This is a genomic window from Simplicispira sedimenti (assembly GCF_022760965.1).
Taxonomy (GTDB): Bacteria; Pseudomonadota; Gammaproteobacteria; order Burkholderiales; family Burkholderiaceae_C; genus Simplicispira; species Simplicispira sedimenti.
The window spans coordinates 72,413-88,527 of sequence record NZ_JAKVIJ010000013.1 but is presented as its reverse complement, the minus strand read 5'-3'; the positions used below and the strand labels follow the sequence as shown (position 1 = coordinate 88,527).

The window sequence follows — 16,115 nt, the reverse complement described above, 5'->3', positions numbered from 1 at the left end:
GTATGGGGAACAGCGCGTTACCGCGAGATCTCGCGGTGCCGGAGCTTGGCCTGGTACATCGCGACATCGGCACTGGCCAGCAGGGTGCGTGCATCATCGCCGTCCTTGGGATAGAGGCTGATTCCCATGCTGGCGCGCACCACCATGGGCTGGCCATCGACCTGCAGCGGCTGGGCAAAGGCCTGGCGCAGTTTGTCGAGCACATGCTGTGCAGCATCGTCGGTGTCCACGTTTTCACACAGCACGGTGAACTCGTCTCCTGCCAGGCGGGCCACAGTGTCCACCTGGCGCACCGCGCCGACAATGGCCTGGGCCGCGGCCCGCAGCACGGCGTCACCCACGGCATGGCCCAGCTTGTCGTTCACCGACTTGAAATCGTCCAGATCGACAAACACCAGCGCGCAGGGCCTGCTGCTGCGGCGGGCGCGGTCCAGGGCCTGCTCCAGGCGCTGCTCGAACATGCGGCGGTTGGGCAGACCCGTCAACGGATCGTGGTGTGCCAAATGGGTCATCGCGTCGCGGCTGCGGTTGAGTTCGTCCATCTGCTGGCCGATCTGTGCCTCCATGTCGCGAAATCCCCGTGCCAGCTCGCCCAACTCATCCAGCCGCTCCACCGGCAGGGCACCGTGCGGCATTCCTTGTGAAAAAGCTTCGGTCGCCTGCACCACGGCCCGCAAGGGGCCCGTAACCACGCGCGATACCCAGGCCGCGAGCAAGGCGGCCACCAAGGCCAGCACGGCAATCATCTTCACGATGGTGCCGCCCAGATCCTGCGCCTCCGCCAGCACGGCCGACATGGACTGCGACAGGCCCAGCAGCAGAAAGCGCCCGTCGTCACGCGCTCCGAAGGGCACGCGCACAAACGCCTGAATCTGAGCCCCCCCTGGGGACTCGGTGTGGGAAAACACCAGTTCACGCTCAGCGCCCGAGAGCAGGGCCGCCGTGGCGACGAACTCCTCCTGCACCAGCACACGCTGGCCACGATCAAAGCCAAAGGCCTTTTCCCGCTCAGGATGCGCCAGAAAATCGCCCCAGCGGCTGGCCAGATAGAACCCATAGGGGGCGGGCAGGGTCGCTCCAAAATGCCGCAAAAAGGCTTCTGCATCCACTCGCAGCACCACCACCGCCACCACCGCTGTCCCCTGTACCACGGGCGCTGCCACGCTGAACACCGCACGCTCTTCCTGCGGTACGCCGTCTTCGCGGTTGATACCAAACTCCGTGAAGTACACCCCGCCGCTGGTCAGGCGCGCTGTCTCGTACACATAGGGGAAATGGGCTTTTTCCTGCAGCGCCGCCCCGACCACACGCACAATGCGCTCGTCCGCCAAACGCTGTAGGTGCACGAGCTCCAAGCCATGATCGCGCAGGCCAATCAACTGAACCTGCAACAGTCCTGGCCGCGCCAGTAGCTGGGCACGAAACATCTGGGCCAGCGTTTCCAGGCTCTGCGCCTGTGCAGCGGTTGGCACGGGTCCACCCGGCAATGGCAAGCCACCGGCCAGCATCGCGAGCATGGTGGCGTCACGCCCCAACTGACCAAACCCCGCTTGCAGGTGCGACGAGAGAATGCGTGTGGTGTCCAGCAAGGTACGCTGCGCGCGCTCGACCAGCATGTCGCGCGCAGCGGTATAGGTCAAGTAACCCAAAAGCAAGGCCGCCAGCAGGCTGAAGCTGGCCAACAGCAGCCCCAAGCGTTGCCCGATGTTGATGCGCATCATGGCTAAAACCGTTCGGGCCTGTCGCCCGCCACAATGCGTTGCCACAGCCGCGTGCGCTGGGCATCGTCTTCCACTGGCTGCAACCAGACAATGGGGCCCAGCAGGCTTTCGCTGTCCAGCGCCGCCGGCTCCTCCAGCGTGTTGGCCAGCCCCTGGCGGCGTGTGAGTTCCAGGCTTACCGAAGGGTGCAGCATGTGGTTGACCCACTGCGCTGCCAGCGCCTGCTGCGCCGAGCGGCGCAAGACCGCCCAACAGTCCAGCCACGCCAGTGCCCCTTCGCGCGGCACCACATAGCCCACGTTGAACCCCGCATCGCGCAGCAGCTTGAGCTGTTGCTGACCGTAGTTGGCGTGCATCACCGCCACGCGGTGCCGACGGAACAGGTCCACCGACTCCTCGGGCAGCGAGTAGAGCGACAGCAGGTTGCGCCGCAATCGCACCAGGTGGCGCGCCAGAGGCGCGAGTTGATCCTGGGCAATGCGAAAGGGCAACTGCCCCTGCTCCAGCGCCGCCAGCGAAAACGCATGGGTCGCACCATCGAAGGCCAAAACCTTGCCGCGCCAGCGCGGATCCCACAGTACGGAAAGCGACTGGGGCGGTGCGCTGAACTGCTGGCGGTCGTACACCAGCCCCATTTCTGAATAGGTGTAGGGCACGGCATAGGTCTTGCCACCACGCACAATGCCCTCGATAGGGCCGCGAAAACGTGGCAGCTGGCGCGCCACCTGGGGCAGGTCGGCCAGGGTCAGCGGCGCCAATTCGTCACGCGCCAACAAGGCCGCCAGTTCCACCGTGTTGGCCGCCACCACGTCATAGCCCGGTCCCCTGGAATCGGCCAGCTTGGCACGCAGCACCTCGTCCGAGCCGACAATGGTGACCTCCACCCGCGCGCCATGGCGTGCCTCGAAGGCTTGCACCCAGTCTGGATCAGCGTAACCTGGCCAGGCGAGTACGCGCAGCACTGGCACGGCCGCGTGCGCAGGGCCGCGCCACAGCGCGGCCTGCGCTGCACCGACCAACACCGCACGCCGCAGCAGTCCATGGCTGGCTAGCACTTTCCCCGCCTCTCTTTCGTACATGTCCACCGTTGCGGTGTGAGACGATTACCCCAACTACCAGTGATTACGGACAGTTTACGCGGACAATCCCAGCCGTGACGATCCCCCAGTCTTTCATCCAGGAACTGCTCGCCCGCGTGGACGTGGTCGAGGTGGTGGGCCGCTATGTCGCGCTCAAGAAGGGCGGCGCCAACTTCATGGGGCTGTGCCCCTTCCACGGCGAAAAATCGCCCTCGTTCAGCGTCAGCCCGTCCAAGCAGTTCTACCACTGCTTTGGCTGCGGCAAGAACGGCAATGCCATCGGCTTTCTCATGGAGCACGCGGGCATGGGCTTTGTCGATGCCGTTCAGGACCTGGCACGCCAGGTGGGCCTCCAGGTGCCGGAAGACGATGTCTCGCCCCAGGAGCGCGAACGCGCCGCCGCCGCCCGCCAAAAACAGGCCACCTTGAGCGATGTGCTGGAGAAAGCCGGTGCTGCCTACCGCCGCCACCTGCGTGAATCGCCCCGTGCCGTGGCCTACTTCAAGGGGCGCTGCGTCTCGGGCCAGGTGGCCAAGCAGTACGGCCTGGGCTACGCCCCCGAGGGCTGGCGCAGCCTGGCCAGCGTGTTTCCGCACTATGACGACCCGTTGCTCGAAGAAAGCGGCCTGGTCATCGTCAATGAAGAAGACGGCAAGCGCTACGACCGTTTCCGCGACCGGGTCATGTTCCCCATCCGCAACGTCAAGGGCGAGTGCATTGGCTTTGGCGGCCGCGTCCTGGGGGACGACAAGCCCAAGTACCTCAACTCCCCCGAGACCCCGGTGTTCCACAAGGGACGCGAACTGTACGGCCTGTTCGAGGCGCGCAACGCGATCCGCGAACAGGGCTACGCACTGGTCACCGAAGGCTACATGGACGTGGTGGCGCTGGCCCAACTGGGCTTTCCCAACGCCGTGGCCACGCTGGGCACGGCCTGCACGCCAGAGCATGTGCAAAAACTGCTGCGCTTCACCGACGCCGTGGTGTTCAGCTTCGACGGCGACGCCGCCGGGCGCCGCGCCGCGCGCAAGGCGCTGGAGGGCGCCTTGCCCCACGCGGGCGACACGCGCAGCATCAAATTCCTGTTCCTTCCCCCCGAACACGACCCCGACAGCTTCGTGCGCGCACACGGCAGCGATGCCTTTGCGCGCATGGTGGGCGACGCCATGCCGCTGAGCCGCTTCCTGATCGACGCCGCCAGCGACGGCTGCGACCTGGGCACCAGCGAAGGCCGTGCGCACATGGCCAGCAATGCCCGGCCTCTGTGGAGCGCCCTGCCCGACGGCGTACTCAAACGCCAGTTGCTGGGTGAGCTGGCCGAGCTGGCCCAGCTCGACGCACGCGACCTGCTGGACCTGTGGCAACGCGCCAACGCCCGCGAGATACAGCGCAGCCCTCGCGCCACCCCCCACCCTGCGCGCCACCCCCCCCAGGGCAGCGGCGATCTGCACCCCATACCCAACGACCATGCGCCACGCCAGGCTCGGAGAAGCAAATCGGTGCCCCCGCCCTGGCCCGGCCCCTCCCGTATGCCGCGGGGTCTGCCCAGCGCCCGGATCGACCATGCGGCGCGCCTGCTGCTGTCGCACATGGACTTCATGGAGCATCTCAGCCATGAAGACCATGCCGTGCTGTGCGCCCAGAGCGCACCCCACGGGCCACTGTTCATGTGGATCGAAGACCTGTTCCACACCACAGGCCCCCTGCCCTGGGCCGTGCTGCGCGAGCGTCTGCGCGACCACCCCTGCGAGGACCTGGCGCTGCGGGTAATGACCGGTGCCCACGCCCAGACCGAGGGCGACCTGAAGGAGCTGCGCCTGGAGCTGCGTGACCTGCTCAACCGCATGCTGGTGGAAGACATCAAGGCCGAGCAAAGCGCACTCATCGAACGCGCCGCACACGATCCTTCGGCGCTGGAGCGCTACCGCGCCCTGGAGCAAAAACGCAACGCATTGCTGGGCCATCCAGCCCGAAAAGCCTGAAAAAGCTTGAAAAACGCTCCGACCGGTATAATGTAAGGTTTGTCGGCAAGAGCGACAGCAGCACCTCCGGACCGGGCCACCGTGGCATCCACGCAATTGCAGCAACTGCAAAGGCCCACCCCACCGCAAGGACTGCACACCAAATGTTCGCCCACACATCTTGCCCCTGAGGGTTTCCCCTCGAACCGCGAAGGCTCTGCCTTCGCCGTGCCTCCCGCGCCGGGAACCGTGGCGCTTGCGTTTTCTTTGTCTTCTTTTTGATTCTGAGGTTGTCCATGCCCGCTCAAAAGTCCGCGAAGTCGCCCAAGTCCACCCCTGGCAGCAAGGCCGCTTCCGCAACCGCTCCCAAGGCGCCCGCCAAAAAAGCCGCAGCCCCCGCCCAGAAGGCAGCCGCTGCGCCCCGGCAGGCACCTCAGAAAACCCGTACCGCGCCCGTGACCAAGACCGCAGCATCCAAGACCACCGCCACCGAAGTGAAGACCAAGTCCCCCCGTGCCAAGGCAGCCGCCGAAGCCGAGGTGACCGACGAAGCCGAGGCCCCCAAGAAGCGTCCGGGCCGCCCCGCCAAGGCTGCAGGCACCGCAGCCGCCAAGACACCCGCCAAGCGTGGCCGCAAGCCCAAGGCGGCAGCCGCCGAGGGCGACAGCGATGACACCGACCTGTCGGATATCGAATCCGAACTGGAAGGCGAAGTCGAAGAAGCGCCCGAGGCCGTCAGCGAGGTCGAAAAGGTCAAGCCTCTGCGCATGAAGATCAGCAAGGCCAAGGAACGGGCCTTGATGAAGGAATTTGGCCTGGACGAAACCGTGCTCTCCGAAGAGGACATGGCCAAGCGCCGCATGCGCCTCAAGACCCTGATCAAGCTGGGCAAGACGCGCGGCTACCTGACGCACGGCGAAATCTCCGACCACCTGCCCGACAAGCTGATCGACGCCGAAACGCTCGAAGTCGTGATCTCCATGCTCAACGACATGGGCGTGGCGGTGTACGAGCAAACGCCCGATGCCGAAACCCTGCTGCTGACCAACACCGCGCAGACGGCGGCCACCGAGGAAGAAGCCGAAGAAGCCGCCGAAGCCGCCCTGTCCACCGTGGACAGCGAATTCGGTCGCACCACCGACCCGGTGCGCATGTACATGCGCGAGATGGGCACGGTGGAGCTGCTCACGCGCGAAGGCGAAATCGAGATTGCCAAGCGCATCGAAGGCGGCCTGCAGGCCATGATGGAAGCCATCAGCGCCTCGCCAGCCACCATCGCCGAGATCCTCAACATGGGCGAGGAAATTCGCGAGGGCAAGATCGTCATCTCCACCGTGGTGGACGGCTTTGTGAATGCCGATGAGAACGACGACTACGTGGCCGAGGAAGACTTCGACGAATACGACGAAGCCGACGACGACGACGGCAAGGGCGGCAGCAAGGCACTGACCAAGAAGCTGGAAGAACTCAAGAACGAAGCGCTGCGCCGCTTCGACCGCATCCGCGAACTGTTCGAGAAGGTGCACAAGGCCTACGACAAGGAAGGCTACGGCACCCCCGCGTACATGAAGGCCCAGCACGCCCTGTCGGCCGAGCTGATGACCATCCGCTTCACCGCCAAGACCATTGAAAAGCTGTGCGACATGGTGCGCGGCCAGGTCGATGATGTGCGCAAGAAGGAACGCGAGCTGCGCCGCATCATCGTGGACAAGTGCGGCATGCCGCAGGAAACCTTCATCAAGGAATTCCCGCCCAACCTGCTGAACCTCAAGTGGGTCGAAAAGCAGGCTACGGCCGGCAAGCCCTGGAGCACCGTGATGGGACGCAACATCCCGCCCATCCAGGACCTGCAGCAAAAGCTCATGGACCTGCAGGCGCGCGTGGTCGTGCCGCTGGCCGAGCTCAAGGACATCAACAAGCGCATGAACGAAGGCGAGGCTGCCTCGCGCGATGCCAAGAAGGAGATGATCGAGGCCAACCTGCGCCTGGTGATCTCCATCGCCAAGAAGTACACCAACCGCGGCCTGCAGTTCCTGGACCTGATCCAGGAAGGCAACATCGGTCTGATGAAGGCGGTGGACAAGTTCGAATACCGCCGCGGCTACAAGTTCTCGACCTACGCCACCTGGTGGATTCGCCAGGCCATCACGCGCTCGATCGCCGACCAGGCACGCACCATCCGTATCCCGGTGCACATGATCGAGACCATCAACAAGATGAACCGCATCTCGCGCCAGCACCTGCAGGAGTTTGGCTACGAGCCCGATGCGTCCGTCCTGGCCGAGAAGATGGAGATCCCCGAGGACAAGATCCGCAAGATCATGAAGATCGCCAAGGAGCCGATCTCGATGGAAACCCCCATCGGCGACGACGACGACAGCCACCTGGGCGACTTCATCGAGGACAGCGCCAACACCGCCCCCGTGGACGCCGCCATGCAGGCGGGCCTGCGCGACGTGGTCAAGGACATCCTCGACAGCCTCACCCCGCGCGAAGCCAAGGTGCTGCGCATGCGATTTGGCATCGAAATGTCCACCGACCACACCCTGGAGGAAGTGGGCAAGCAGTTCGACGTCACGCGCGAGCGCATCCGCCAGATCGAAGCCAAGGCGCTGCGCAAACTCAAGCATCCCAGCCGGTCTGATAAGCTGCGCAGCTTCATCGATTCGCTGTAAAAGCCACCCGACCTCGACACAACCCCGCCCCACAAGGAGCGGGGTTTTTTCTTGCAGCCATGGCGGCACCGTTCGTGGCACCTCTGCAACACTTTGCAGCAATCCGGCCCATTTGCCGCAGTGGCGCATGACTGGCAAGCGTTTTGAGCTATTAAACTTGTAGCAATTCAGCGCAAGGAGAAGCCCGATGAGCTCCAAAGACAACGCCGCCATCCATCAACTGTTCGAAAAGCTAGAGTGCCGCTACGCCCTGCGCGTGCTGTGGGCGCTGCGCGATGGGCACCCGCAGACCTTTCGCTTGCTGCAGGACAGCGTGGGCGGCATCACGCCCAACACGCTCAACACGCGCATCAAGGAGCTGCGCGAGGTCGGCCTGATCGACCATGGCAGCGATGGCTATGCCGTCACTGCCGCTGGCAGCGACCTGCTCAAGCGCCTGAGCGACGTGCAGGCCTTTGCCAACCGCTGGGCTGCCAGCCGCAATAAGAAGTAAGTCCTTGCACCGGCCTGCGGGCCAGCTTCAAGGTTTTTTCGCTTCCAGCGCAATATCCACGGGCGCTGGAAGCTATTTTTTTGATAGCACCAGGAGAAGCACCATGGCATACACCACCACCCCCTCGGGCCTGCAGTACGAAGACGCCGTGGTCGGCGAAGGCGCCGAGGCCACCAAGGGCAAGCAAGTGGCCGTGCATTACACGGGCTGGCTGTACAACGACGGCGTGCAAGGCGCCAAGTTCGACTCCAGCCGCGACCGCAACGACCCCTTCATCTTCGGCCTGGGCATGGGCATGGTCATCCAGGGTTGGGACGAAGGCGTGCAGGGCATGAAGGTGGGCGGCCAGCGCACGCTGATCATCCCCCCCGGCCTGGGCTACGGCGCTCGCGGCGCGGGCGGCGTGATTCCGCCCAACGCCACGCTCAAGTTCGACGTGGAACTGCTGAACGTGGGCCGCTGAGGCCCCGGCTCACATCTCCAGCCGCACCGGCGGCTGGGGCGGCGCAGGGCGGGTGATCCGGCTCACGAGCGCTGCCGCCAGCAGGCCCGCCGGCACCCCGAAGACGCCGGCCGAGATGGGCTGAATGGCAAACCACAGCCCATCGGCCAGCAGCCAGACCGGCAGCAGGGCCTTCACACCGGCCACATGCGACAGCATGTAGTACACCGTCACCCCCAGGCCGCACAGCATGCCGGCCACCGCGCCCTGGCGCGTGGTACCACGCCAGAAGATGCCCAGCACCATGACCGGCACAAATGCCGACGCGGCGAGTGAAAACGAGGCCGTGACCAGCGGCAGAATGTCCGAGGGCTTGAGCGCCGCCACGAACGCTGCGGCAATGGCCACCGCCAACAGCGCAAACTTGCTCAGAATCACGCGCTGCTCCAACGAGGTGCTGCGTGGCCGGGCCTGGAAGTACAGATCGCGCACCAGCGCGTTGCTGATGGTGAGCAGCAGGCCATCGGCGGTGGACAGCGCCGCTGCCAGCCCCCCGGCAGCCACCAGGCCAGATACCACGTAGGGCAACCCCCCCAGCTCAGGCGTGGCCAGCATGATCAGGTCGGCCCCCAGGCGGATTTCGCCAAACTGCACGATGCCGTCACCGTTGACGTCCTCGATGGACAGCAGCGACGCATCCACCCGCGCCCACTGCGCGATCCAGCCGGGCAAATGATCAAAACTGCTGCCCACCAGGTTGTTCATCACTTCGAACTTGGCCAACACGGCCAGCGCGGGGGCGCTCAGGTACAGCAGGGCAATGAAGAACAGGGACCAACCCACGGAGGCGCGGGCATCGGCCACCGTGGGCGAGGTGTAGTAGCGTGTCAGCAGATGCGGCATGCCTGCCGTGCCCACCATCAGGCAGAACATGAGCGCCAGAAAGTTGCGCCGCGACTCGGTGTAGTCCTTTTGCTCATCGGGTGTACCGTCGGGATAGCCCGCATAGGCCTGGCTGTGCGGCGGCAGGCCGCCCAGGGGTTGGGCACGGGCGTAGTTGTCGCGCATCAGGCGCGTCCAGCGCTCGCGGGCCACGGCGGCATCGCGCGGCAAGGCGGCCAGCTCGCGGCTGGCGGCAACAATCAGGCCCACATCCGCGTTCTGCGCCCGCAGATCATGGATACGTTCCTGAATGGCCTGGCGCTCCTCCTCCAGCGCCAGCTCCACGTTCTGCAAGCGGGCTTCATAGTCCCGGGCGCGCTCCAGGTAAATGGCCATCACCTGGTATTCGGCCGGCGACGCCAGCAACTGCGCCTCCAGGTCCGCAATCTTGCCGATCTGCTGGCCATACACCAGCGGCGCCACCGGGTTGCCCAACTGCTTGTAGGCCAACCAGGACACCGGAATCAGGAACGCCAGCAGCAGCACCACATACTGCGCCACCTGCGTCCAGGTGATGGCGCGCATACCCCCCAAAAACGAGCACAGCAGCACCCCGCCCAGCCCCAGCATGATGCCGATCTCGAACTGCACCCCGGTCAGGCGCGATGCAATCAGGCCCACACCGTAAATCTGTGCCACCACGTAGGTGAACGAAGTGAGCATCGCCGCCAGCGCCGCAATCACACGCGGCCAGCGTCCGCCAAAGCGCACGTGGAAGAAATCCGGAACCGTGTACAGCCCCATGGCCCGCAGGTGCGGGGCCACCAGAATGGCCACCAGGCAAAACCCGCCCGTCCAACCCAGCAGGTAGGCCAGGCCCCCGGCGCTTTCGGGCGTGCCGGAAAAACCCTGCAGATACAGTGCGCCCGACAGGCTGATGAACGACGCAGCGCTCATCCAGTCGGCCGCGGCGGCCATGCCGTTGTACATGGGCGGAATGCGGCGCCCAGCCACGTAGTATTCCTCGGCGTCGGTGGTGCGGCCGTACACGCCGATGCCTGCATACACCATGACCGAGAGGAAAAGAAAGATCGGTCCGATCCACAGGCGCGACAAGCCCTGCGCCTCGGCCCAAGCCATCAGCCCCAAAAAGCACAGCACCCCAAGAACGTACAAGGCCAGGATGCGGTGCACGCGCCACGCATAGCCGCGCCCCGGCGGTGCCCCGGACGACTTAGCCATGGCCCTTCGGCGGGGAAGAAGCCTGCGTTGCCTCGGCCTGCGCGTCCAGCCGCTCCAGCCGGTTCATGGCCCAGCCATAGGCCACCACGATGCCGATGAACACCACCACCCCGCCCTGCGCTGCGATCCAGTAACCCAGCGGCCAGCCCGCCACCACGATGCTGGCCAGATCACGCGCAAAGTACATGGCCACAAAGGACACCAGCACCCACAAGAGCAGCAGCACCGCCTTGAGTTGCAGGTGGCGCACATCGTGCAAGTCCGGTGGGAACAGGTGGGCCTGCTCCTGATCGGGATCTTGCGACGATGGTTGCATGCTGGGTTATCAGTTCGCTAGTTGCTGCCAGGTGGCGATCACGCTGTCGGGGTTGAGCGAGATGGACGTGATGCCCTCCTTGGCCAGCCACTGGGCGAAGTCCGGGTGGTCGCTGGGGCCTTGGCCGCAAATGCCGATGTACTTGCCCTGCGCACGGCAGGCCTTGATGGCCAGGTGGATCAGCGCCTCGACGGCCGGGTCGCGCTCGTCGAAGTCCTGCGCCAGCAGCTCCAGGCCCGAGTCGCGGTCCAGGCCCAGCGTGAGCTGGGTCAGGTCGTTGGAGCCGATGGAGAAGCCATCGAAGAATTCCAGGAAGCGCTCGGCCAGGATGGCGTTGCTCGGGATCTCGCACATCATGATGAGCTTGAGCTCGTTCTCGCCGCGCTTGAGGCCATGCTGCGCCAGCAGCTGGGTCACGCGCTCGGCCTGGCCCAGCGTGCGCACGAACGGCACCATCACCTGCACGTTCGTCAGGCCCATGTCGTTGCGCACACGCTTGAGCGCCTCGCATTCCATGGCGAAGGCTTCACCGAAGTCCGCGCTCACATAGCGTGCCGCGCCGCGGAAGCCCAGCATGGGGTTCTCTTCCTCGGGCTCGTAGCGGCTGCCGCCGATGAGCTTGCGGTACTCGTTGCTCTTGAAGTCCGACAGGCGCACGATCACCGGCTTGGGCCAGAAGGCCGCCGCAATGGTGGCCACACCCTCGGCCACCTTGTCCACATAAAAGGCACGGGGCGAGGCATGGCCGCGCGCCACGGATTCCACGGCCTTCTTCAGATCGGCATCGATCTGCGGATAGTCCAGGATGGCCTTGGGGTGCACGCCGATGTTGTTGTTGATGATGAACTCCAGCCGCGCCAGACCAACGCCCTCGTTGGGCAGCTGGGCAAAGTCGAAGGCGAGCTGCGGGTTGCCCACGTTCATCATGATCTTGGTCTTGATGGGGGGCATGGCGCCGCGCTGCACCTCGGTCACTTCGGTTTCCAGCAGGCCATCGTAGATTTTCCCGGTATCGCCCTCGGCGCAGCTCACGGTGACCAGGGTGCCATCGCTCAGCTTGTCGGTGGCGTTGCCGCAGCCCACCACGGCCGGGATGCCCAGCTCGCGCGCGATGATGGCCGCGTGGCAGGTGCGCCCGCCCCGGTTGGTGACGATGGCGCTGGCGCGCTTCATCACAGGTTCCCAGTTCGGGTCGGTCATGTCGGTGACGAGCACGTCGCCGGGCTGTACCTTGTCCATCTCGGAAATGTTGTGCACCAGGCGCACGGGGCCGGTGCCGATCTTCTGGCCGATGGCGCGGCCCTCGGCCAGCACCGGGCCCGTGCCCTTGAGCTTGTAGCGCAGCTCGGCCTGGCCCTGCACCTGGCTCTTCACCGTTTCGGGGCGGGCCTGCAGGATGTAGAGCTGGCCGTCTTCGCCGTCCTTGCCCCACTCGATGTCCATGGGGCGGCCGTAGTGCTGCTCGATGACCAGCGCGTACTGCGCCAGTTGCTGCACATCGGCGTCGGTGAGCGAGTAGCGGTTGCGCAGCTCGGCGGGCACGTCGGTGGTCTTGATGAGCTTGCCCGAGGCAGCCTTCTCCTCGGGGGTGGAGAACACCATCTGGATCAGCTTGGAACCCAGGTTGCGGCGGATCACCGCCTGCTTGCCCGCCTTGAGCATGGGCTTGTGCACGTAGAACTCGTCGGGGTTCACGGCGCCCTGCACCACCGTCTCGCCCAGGCCGTAGCTGCTGGTGATGAAGACCACGTCCTCAAAGCCGCTCTCGGTGTCGATGGTGAACATCACACCCGCCGCGCCCAGGTCGGAGCGCACCATGCGCTGCACACCCGCCGACAGGGCCACCACGTCATGCGCAAAGCCCTTGTGCACGCGGTAGCTGATGGCGCGGTCGTTGTAGAGGGAGGCGAACACCTCCTTCATCTTGTGCAGCACCTCGTCGATGCCGTGCACGTTCAAAAAGGTTTCCTGCTGGCCAGCGAACGAAGCGTCGGGCAGGTCCTCCGCCGTGGCCGACGAGCGCACGGCAAAGCTGGCGTGCGGGTTGCCCGCCGACAGGCGCGCAAACTCCTCGCGGATGGCCTGCTCCAGATCGGCAGGGAAAGGCTGTGCCTCCACCATGGCCCGGATCTCGGCGCCCACCTGGGCCAGCGCGCGCACGTCCTCGGTGTCGAGGGCGGCCAGCTTGGCACTGATCTTGTCGGCCAGGCCGTCGTAGGCCAGGAATTCACGGAAGGCGTGGGCCGTGGTGGCGAAGCCCGTGGGCACACGCACGCCCTGGGGCAGCTGCGAGATCATCTCGCCGAGGCTGGCGTTCTTGCCGCCAACCGCCTCGACGTCGGTCATTCTCAGGTTTTCAAACGGAACGACCAGGGCGGTCGCGTTGAACAGTGCAGACATGGGAAAGCTCCAGAAGTTAAAACCGGGTCTGCGCCCATGCCCTGGAGTAGGAGCGATGGACGGGCATGCGCGCGCGGGGCTCGGCTTTGTCGTTGTGGTTGTAGGCCGTGAACGCGAAACATGCTGAGAAATCAGATAAATTGGCAACGATTGTAGGCCCAGCCCACTGGCGATAGCCTGACGCTCAGGATAACCCCCTATATGCACACACGAACCGTATTCTTTGTCTCCGACGGCACCGGCATCACCGCCGAAACCTTCGGCAACGCCATCCTGGCGCAGTTTGAAATGACGCCCCGCCACGTGCGCCTGCCCTTCATCGACACCGTGGACAAGGCCCACCAGGCCGTGCGCCAGATCAACCACACGGCCGAGCTGGAGGGGCGCAAGTGCATCGTCTTCACCACGCTGGTGAACATGGAAGTGCTCAAGGTCATCCAGGAAGGCTGCAAAGGCATGCTGCTGGACATGTTCGGCACCTTTGTGCACCCGCTGGAGGTGGAGCTGGGCATCAAGTCGCACCACCGCGTGGGGCGCTTCTCCGACATCAGCAAGAGCAAGGAATACCACGACCGCATCGAAGCCATCAACTTCAGCCTGGCGCACGACGACGGCCAGACCCACCACGACCTGGAAGGCGCCGACGTCATCCTGGTGGGCGTGAGCCGCAGCGGCAAAACCCCCACCAGCCTGTACCTGGCCATGCAGCACGGCCTGAAGGCGGCCAACTACCCGCTGATCCCCGAAGACTTTGAGCGCCGCCAGCTCCCCCCCGCGCTGGTGCCACACCGCAAGAAGATTTTCGGCCTGACCATCAGCCCCGAGCGCCTGTCCGAAATCCGCAGCGAACGCCGCCCCGACTCCCGCTACGCCAGCCTGCAAAACTGCCGCCACGAGGTGGCCGAAGCCGAAGCCATGATGCGCCGCGCCGGCATCCGCTGGCTGTCGTCCACCACCAAATCCATCGAGGAAATCGCCACGACCATCCTGCAGGAGATTCGGCCGGAGCGGTTGGTGTACTGATCTGCACGGGTGGACAGGGACGGGTATCCCGAGTTCGACACCAAACGCTGCAAGTTATTGATTTGCTTGAAGTGACCGTCTGAATTTGTCACTACAGAAGTGTCATTTGAGCGTCGTGTGCGGGTTTCTTGATGCTGAGTGCGGCCAGGATATCGGTCTGACGTTGATGAATATTGGAGACGCCCTGGATGGGAGCGCCGTGGTCGATGCTCACGCTGTGGCGCTGGATGCGACGCAAATCGGCCAAGGCGGCTTCGGGGGACAAATCGCTGCCCGCACACTTGAGGCGCTGGCGCATGACGCGGGAGGCCGCGCACCAGCATGGCCTCTTGCATGCGTTGGCGTAGTTCGGTCATGACAGTCTCCTTCAATGCCGGGCAACATTGCCCAGATCGAAGGCTTGTCCTCAATGCCCTCTACCGCAAGCCTGCGCAAACAAAAACGCGGTGGCAGCCTGTGAAAACCAACCACCGCGTCAGCGGTTTAGTTCAACGAATGAAAGGGACTTCCCCGTCCCGAGTGATCCGCGCAGCTGCGGGGTACGGCATCAAAGTGCCACGATGGGAAGTTCGATCTCTCATCAATTCACTCGTTTTTTGGAAGGGGAAGTCCATGTCTGCCATTGTCACCATCGGCATCGATCTCGCCAAGAACGTCTTTGCCGTACATGGCGTGAACGCCACAGGCCAGCCTGCGCTGGTGCGCCCCAGCGTTCCGCGCGCCAAGCTGCTTGAACTCTTTGCCTCACTGCCGCCTTGCCTGATCGGCATGGAAGCTTGCTCAGGTGCCCACCACTGGGCGCGTGAGTTTCAACGCTTTGGCCATACCGTGCGCCTGATGGCGCCCAAGTTCGTGATCCCCTACCGCCTCTCGGGCAAGCGCGGCAAGAACGATGCCGCAGACGCCGCCGCCATCTGCGAAGCCGTCACCCGGCCTAACATGCGTTTCGTACCCATCAAGAGCATCGAGCAACAAGGCCAGTTGCTGGTGCACCGCGCCCGCCAGGGCTTTGTGGAACAGCGCACCGCCACGCTCAACCGCATCCGGGGCCTGCTATCTGAGCTGGGCATCGTGTTGCCGCTCAAGGCCGCCGTGGTGCGCCGCGAAGCCTTGGCCCGCCTGGAAGATTTGCCCGGCTGGGCCAACACCGTGATCGGCGATCTGCTGAGCGAGGTGTCGCGGCTGGATGAGCGCATCGCGCAGTACGACCAGCACATCAAGACCATGGCCCGCCAGAGCACCGAGGCCCAGCGCCTGATGCAGCTCTCGGGTATCGGCGAGACCACGGCCACCGCACTCCTGAGCACGATCGGCAACGGGCGCGACTTCAAGTGCGGACGCCAGTTGTGCGCCTGGCTGGGGTTGGTGCCCGGGCAGTACAGCTCGGGCGGCAAGCAGCGCCTGGGGCGCATCACCAAGGCGGGTGACCCGTACTTGCGCAGCCTGCTGGTGCTCGGTGCACGAGCGGTGCTCGTGGCCGCCAAGAACAAGACCGACCCCATCAGCCGCTGGGCAGTGAGCCTGGCGCAGCGGCGGGGCTACTGGAAGGCCATCGTGGCCATTGCCGCGAAGAACGCCCGCATGTGCTGGGCCGTGCTCAGCAAGGGTGAAGACTTCCACCTGCCCGCCTGAGCACCCGAATCCGGCGCCAAACACCACAGAAACAGGGAGGCATTGATTCGATTTTCTTCACCGCGTGCAACCAGCAACATCGATGAGTCAAGGTTGGACCTGCGCGGGGCGTGACCGATTAACTCAAGGAGATCAGGGCCATCGGCCACAGCAAGGCGATGGCCATCCTCGGCTAACGAATGGGTCCCCCGCGCGCGTCTTTCATCAGGGTCCGCTGCAACGAGCAGCTTCAATGACCGTTTGTAGTTT

At 64.7% G+C, this 16,115-nt stretch carries 11 protein-coding genes and 1 pseudogene; 6 read left to right on the top strand and 6 right to left on the bottom strand.

What is annotated here, in order from left to right; translation table 11 throughout:
* Nucleotides 1-17: 17 nt before the first annotated feature.
* The gene (locus MJ602_RS14190; RefSeq protein WP_243021494.1) at nucleotides 18-1,721 is read right to left on the bottom strand and encodes a diguanylate cyclase domain-containing protein; all 1,704 of its coding nucleotides are present in this window, start codon (nucleotides 1,719-1,721) and stop codon (nucleotides 18-20) included.
* A 2-nt stretch (nucleotides 1,722-1,723) separates the two neighbouring features.
* Nucleotides 1,724-2,776, bottom strand: coding sequence for an ABC transporter substrate-binding protein (locus MJ602_RS14185; RefSeq protein ID WP_243021493.1), 1,053 nt, complete (start codon nucleotides 2,774-2,776; stop codon nucleotides 1,724-1,726).
* 98 nt (nucleotides 2,777-2,874) lie between these two features.
* Between MJ602_RS14185 and dnaG the strand changes: the two genes are divergently transcribed.
* The 4 genes from dnaG to MJ602_RS14165 all read left to right on the top strand — a co-directional run bounded on the left by dnaG (nucleotide 2,875) and on the right by MJ602_RS14165 (nucleotide 8,392).
* The gene (gene dnaG, locus MJ602_RS14180) at nucleotides 2,875-4,782 is read left to right on the top strand and encodes a DNA primase (protein WP_243021492.1); all 1,908 of its coding nucleotides are present in this window, start codon (nucleotides 2,875-2,877) and stop codon (nucleotides 4,780-4,782) included.
* A gap of 275 nt (nucleotides 4,783-5,057) precedes the next feature.
* On the top strand, nucleotides 5,058-7,436 hold the full coding sequence (gene rpoD / locus MJ602_RS14175; protein WP_243021491.1) for an RNA polymerase sigma factor RpoD: 2,379 nt from the start codon (nucleotides 5,058-5,060) through the stop codon (nucleotides 7,434-7,436).
* 187 nt (nucleotides 7,437-7,623) lie between these two features.
* Nucleotides 7,624-7,929 (top strand): winged helix-turn-helix transcriptional regulator, encoded by a 306-nt coding sequence (locus MJ602_RS14170; protein WP_162015706.1) that lies wholly within the window; start codon nucleotides 7,624-7,626, stop codon nucleotides 7,927-7,929.
* A 103-nt stretch (nucleotides 7,930-8,032) separates the two neighbouring features.
* Nucleotides 8,033-8,392, top strand: a complete 360-nt coding sequence (locus tag MJ602_RS14165) for an FKBP-type peptidyl-prolyl cis-trans isomerase (RefSeq protein ID WP_162015705.1) — start codon at nucleotides 8,033-8,035, stop codon at nucleotides 8,390-8,392.
* A 9-nt stretch (nucleotides 8,393-8,401) separates the two neighbouring features.
* Here the strand turns inward: MJ602_RS14165 and MJ602_RS14160 are convergent, their stop codons facing one another.
* Genes MJ602_RS14160 through ppsA form a run of 3 tightly spaced genes read right to left on the bottom strand, consistent with a single transcriptional unit; the run spans nucleotide 8,402 to nucleotide 13,211 of the window.
* Nucleotides 8,402-10,495: a VC_2705 family sodium/solute symporter gene (locus MJ602_RS14160; RefSeq protein ID WP_243021485.1), complete on the bottom strand. Its 2,094-nt coding sequence runs from the start codon at nucleotides 10,493-10,495 to the stop codon at nucleotides 8,402-8,404.
* Complete coding sequence (locus tag MJ602_RS14155) at nucleotides 10,488-10,811, bottom strand: DUF4212 domain-containing protein (RefSeq protein WP_243021483.1); 324 nt, start codon at nucleotides 10,809-10,811, stop codon at nucleotides 10,488-10,490. The genes MJ602_RS14160 and MJ602_RS14155 overlap by 8 nt, the downstream gene beginning before the upstream one ends.
* Nucleotides 10,812-10,820: 9 nt before the next feature.
* Nucleotides 10,821-13,211: a phosphoenolpyruvate synthase gene (gene ppsA / locus MJ602_RS14150; protein WP_243021481.1), complete on the bottom strand. Its 2,391-nt coding sequence runs from the start codon at nucleotides 13,209-13,211 to the stop codon at nucleotides 10,821-10,823.
* A 201-nt stretch (nucleotides 13,212-13,412) separates the two neighbouring features.
* Between ppsA and ppsR the strand changes: the two genes are divergently transcribed.
* Nucleotides 13,413-14,234 (top strand): posphoenolpyruvate synthetase regulatory kinase/phosphorylase PpsR, encoded by an 822-nt coding sequence (ppsR, locus tag MJ602_RS14145; protein ID WP_162015701.1) that lies wholly within the window; start codon nucleotides 13,413-13,415, stop codon nucleotides 14,232-14,234.
* Between the two features lie 91 nt (nucleotides 14,235-14,325).
* Here the strand turns inward: ppsR and MJ602_RS14140 are convergent.
* Nucleotides 14,326-14,538: pseudogene (locus MJ602_RS14140) on the bottom strand (IS1634 family transposase); the annotation flags it as partial.
* A gap of 308 nt (nucleotides 14,539-14,846) precedes the next feature.
* Here MJ602_RS14140 and MJ602_RS14135 point away from each other — a divergent pair.
* The gene (locus MJ602_RS14135; RefSeq protein ID WP_243021479.1) at nucleotides 14,847-15,866 is read left to right on the top strand and encodes an IS110 family RNA-guided transposase; all 1,020 of its coding nucleotides are present in this window, start codon (nucleotides 14,847-14,849) and stop codon (nucleotides 15,864-15,866) included.
* The last annotated feature ends 249 nt before the right edge of the window (nucleotides 15,867-16,115 follow it).

Coding starts and splice junctions, on each gene's coding strand:
- MJ602_RS14190 (WP_243021494.1), bottom strand. CDS start 1,721: ATGATGCGCATCAACATCGGGCAACGCTTGGGGCTGCTGTTGGCCAGC.
- rpoD (WP_243021491.1), top strand. CDS start 5,058: ATGCCCGCTCAAAAGTCCGCGAAGTCGCCCAAGTCCACCCCTGGCAGC.
- MJ602_RS14170 (WP_162015706.1), top strand. CDS start 7,624: ATGAGCTCCAAAGACAACGCCGCCATCCATCAACTGTTCGAAAAGCTA.
- MJ602_RS14165 (WP_162015705.1), top strand. CDS start 8,033: ATGGCATACACCACCACCCCCTCGGGCCTGCAGTACGAAGACGCCGTG.
- MJ602_RS14160 (WP_243021485.1), bottom strand. CDS start 10,495: ATGGCTAAGTCGTCCGGGGCACCGCCGGGGCGCGGCTATGCGTGGCGC.
- MJ602_RS14155 (WP_243021483.1), bottom strand. CDS start 10,811: ATGCAACCATCGTCGCAAGATCCCGATCAGGAGCAGGCCCACCTGTTC.
- ppsA (WP_243021481.1), bottom strand. CDS start 13,211: ATGTCTGCACTGTTCAACGCGACCGCCCTGGTCGTTCCGTTTGAAAAC.
- ppsR (WP_162015701.1), top strand. CDS start 13,413: ATGCACACACGAACCGTATTCTTTGTCTCCGACGGCACCGGCATCACC.
- MJ602_RS14135 (WP_243021479.1), top strand. CDS start 14,847: ATGTCTGCCATTGTCACCATCGGCATCGATCTCGCCAAGAACGTCTTT.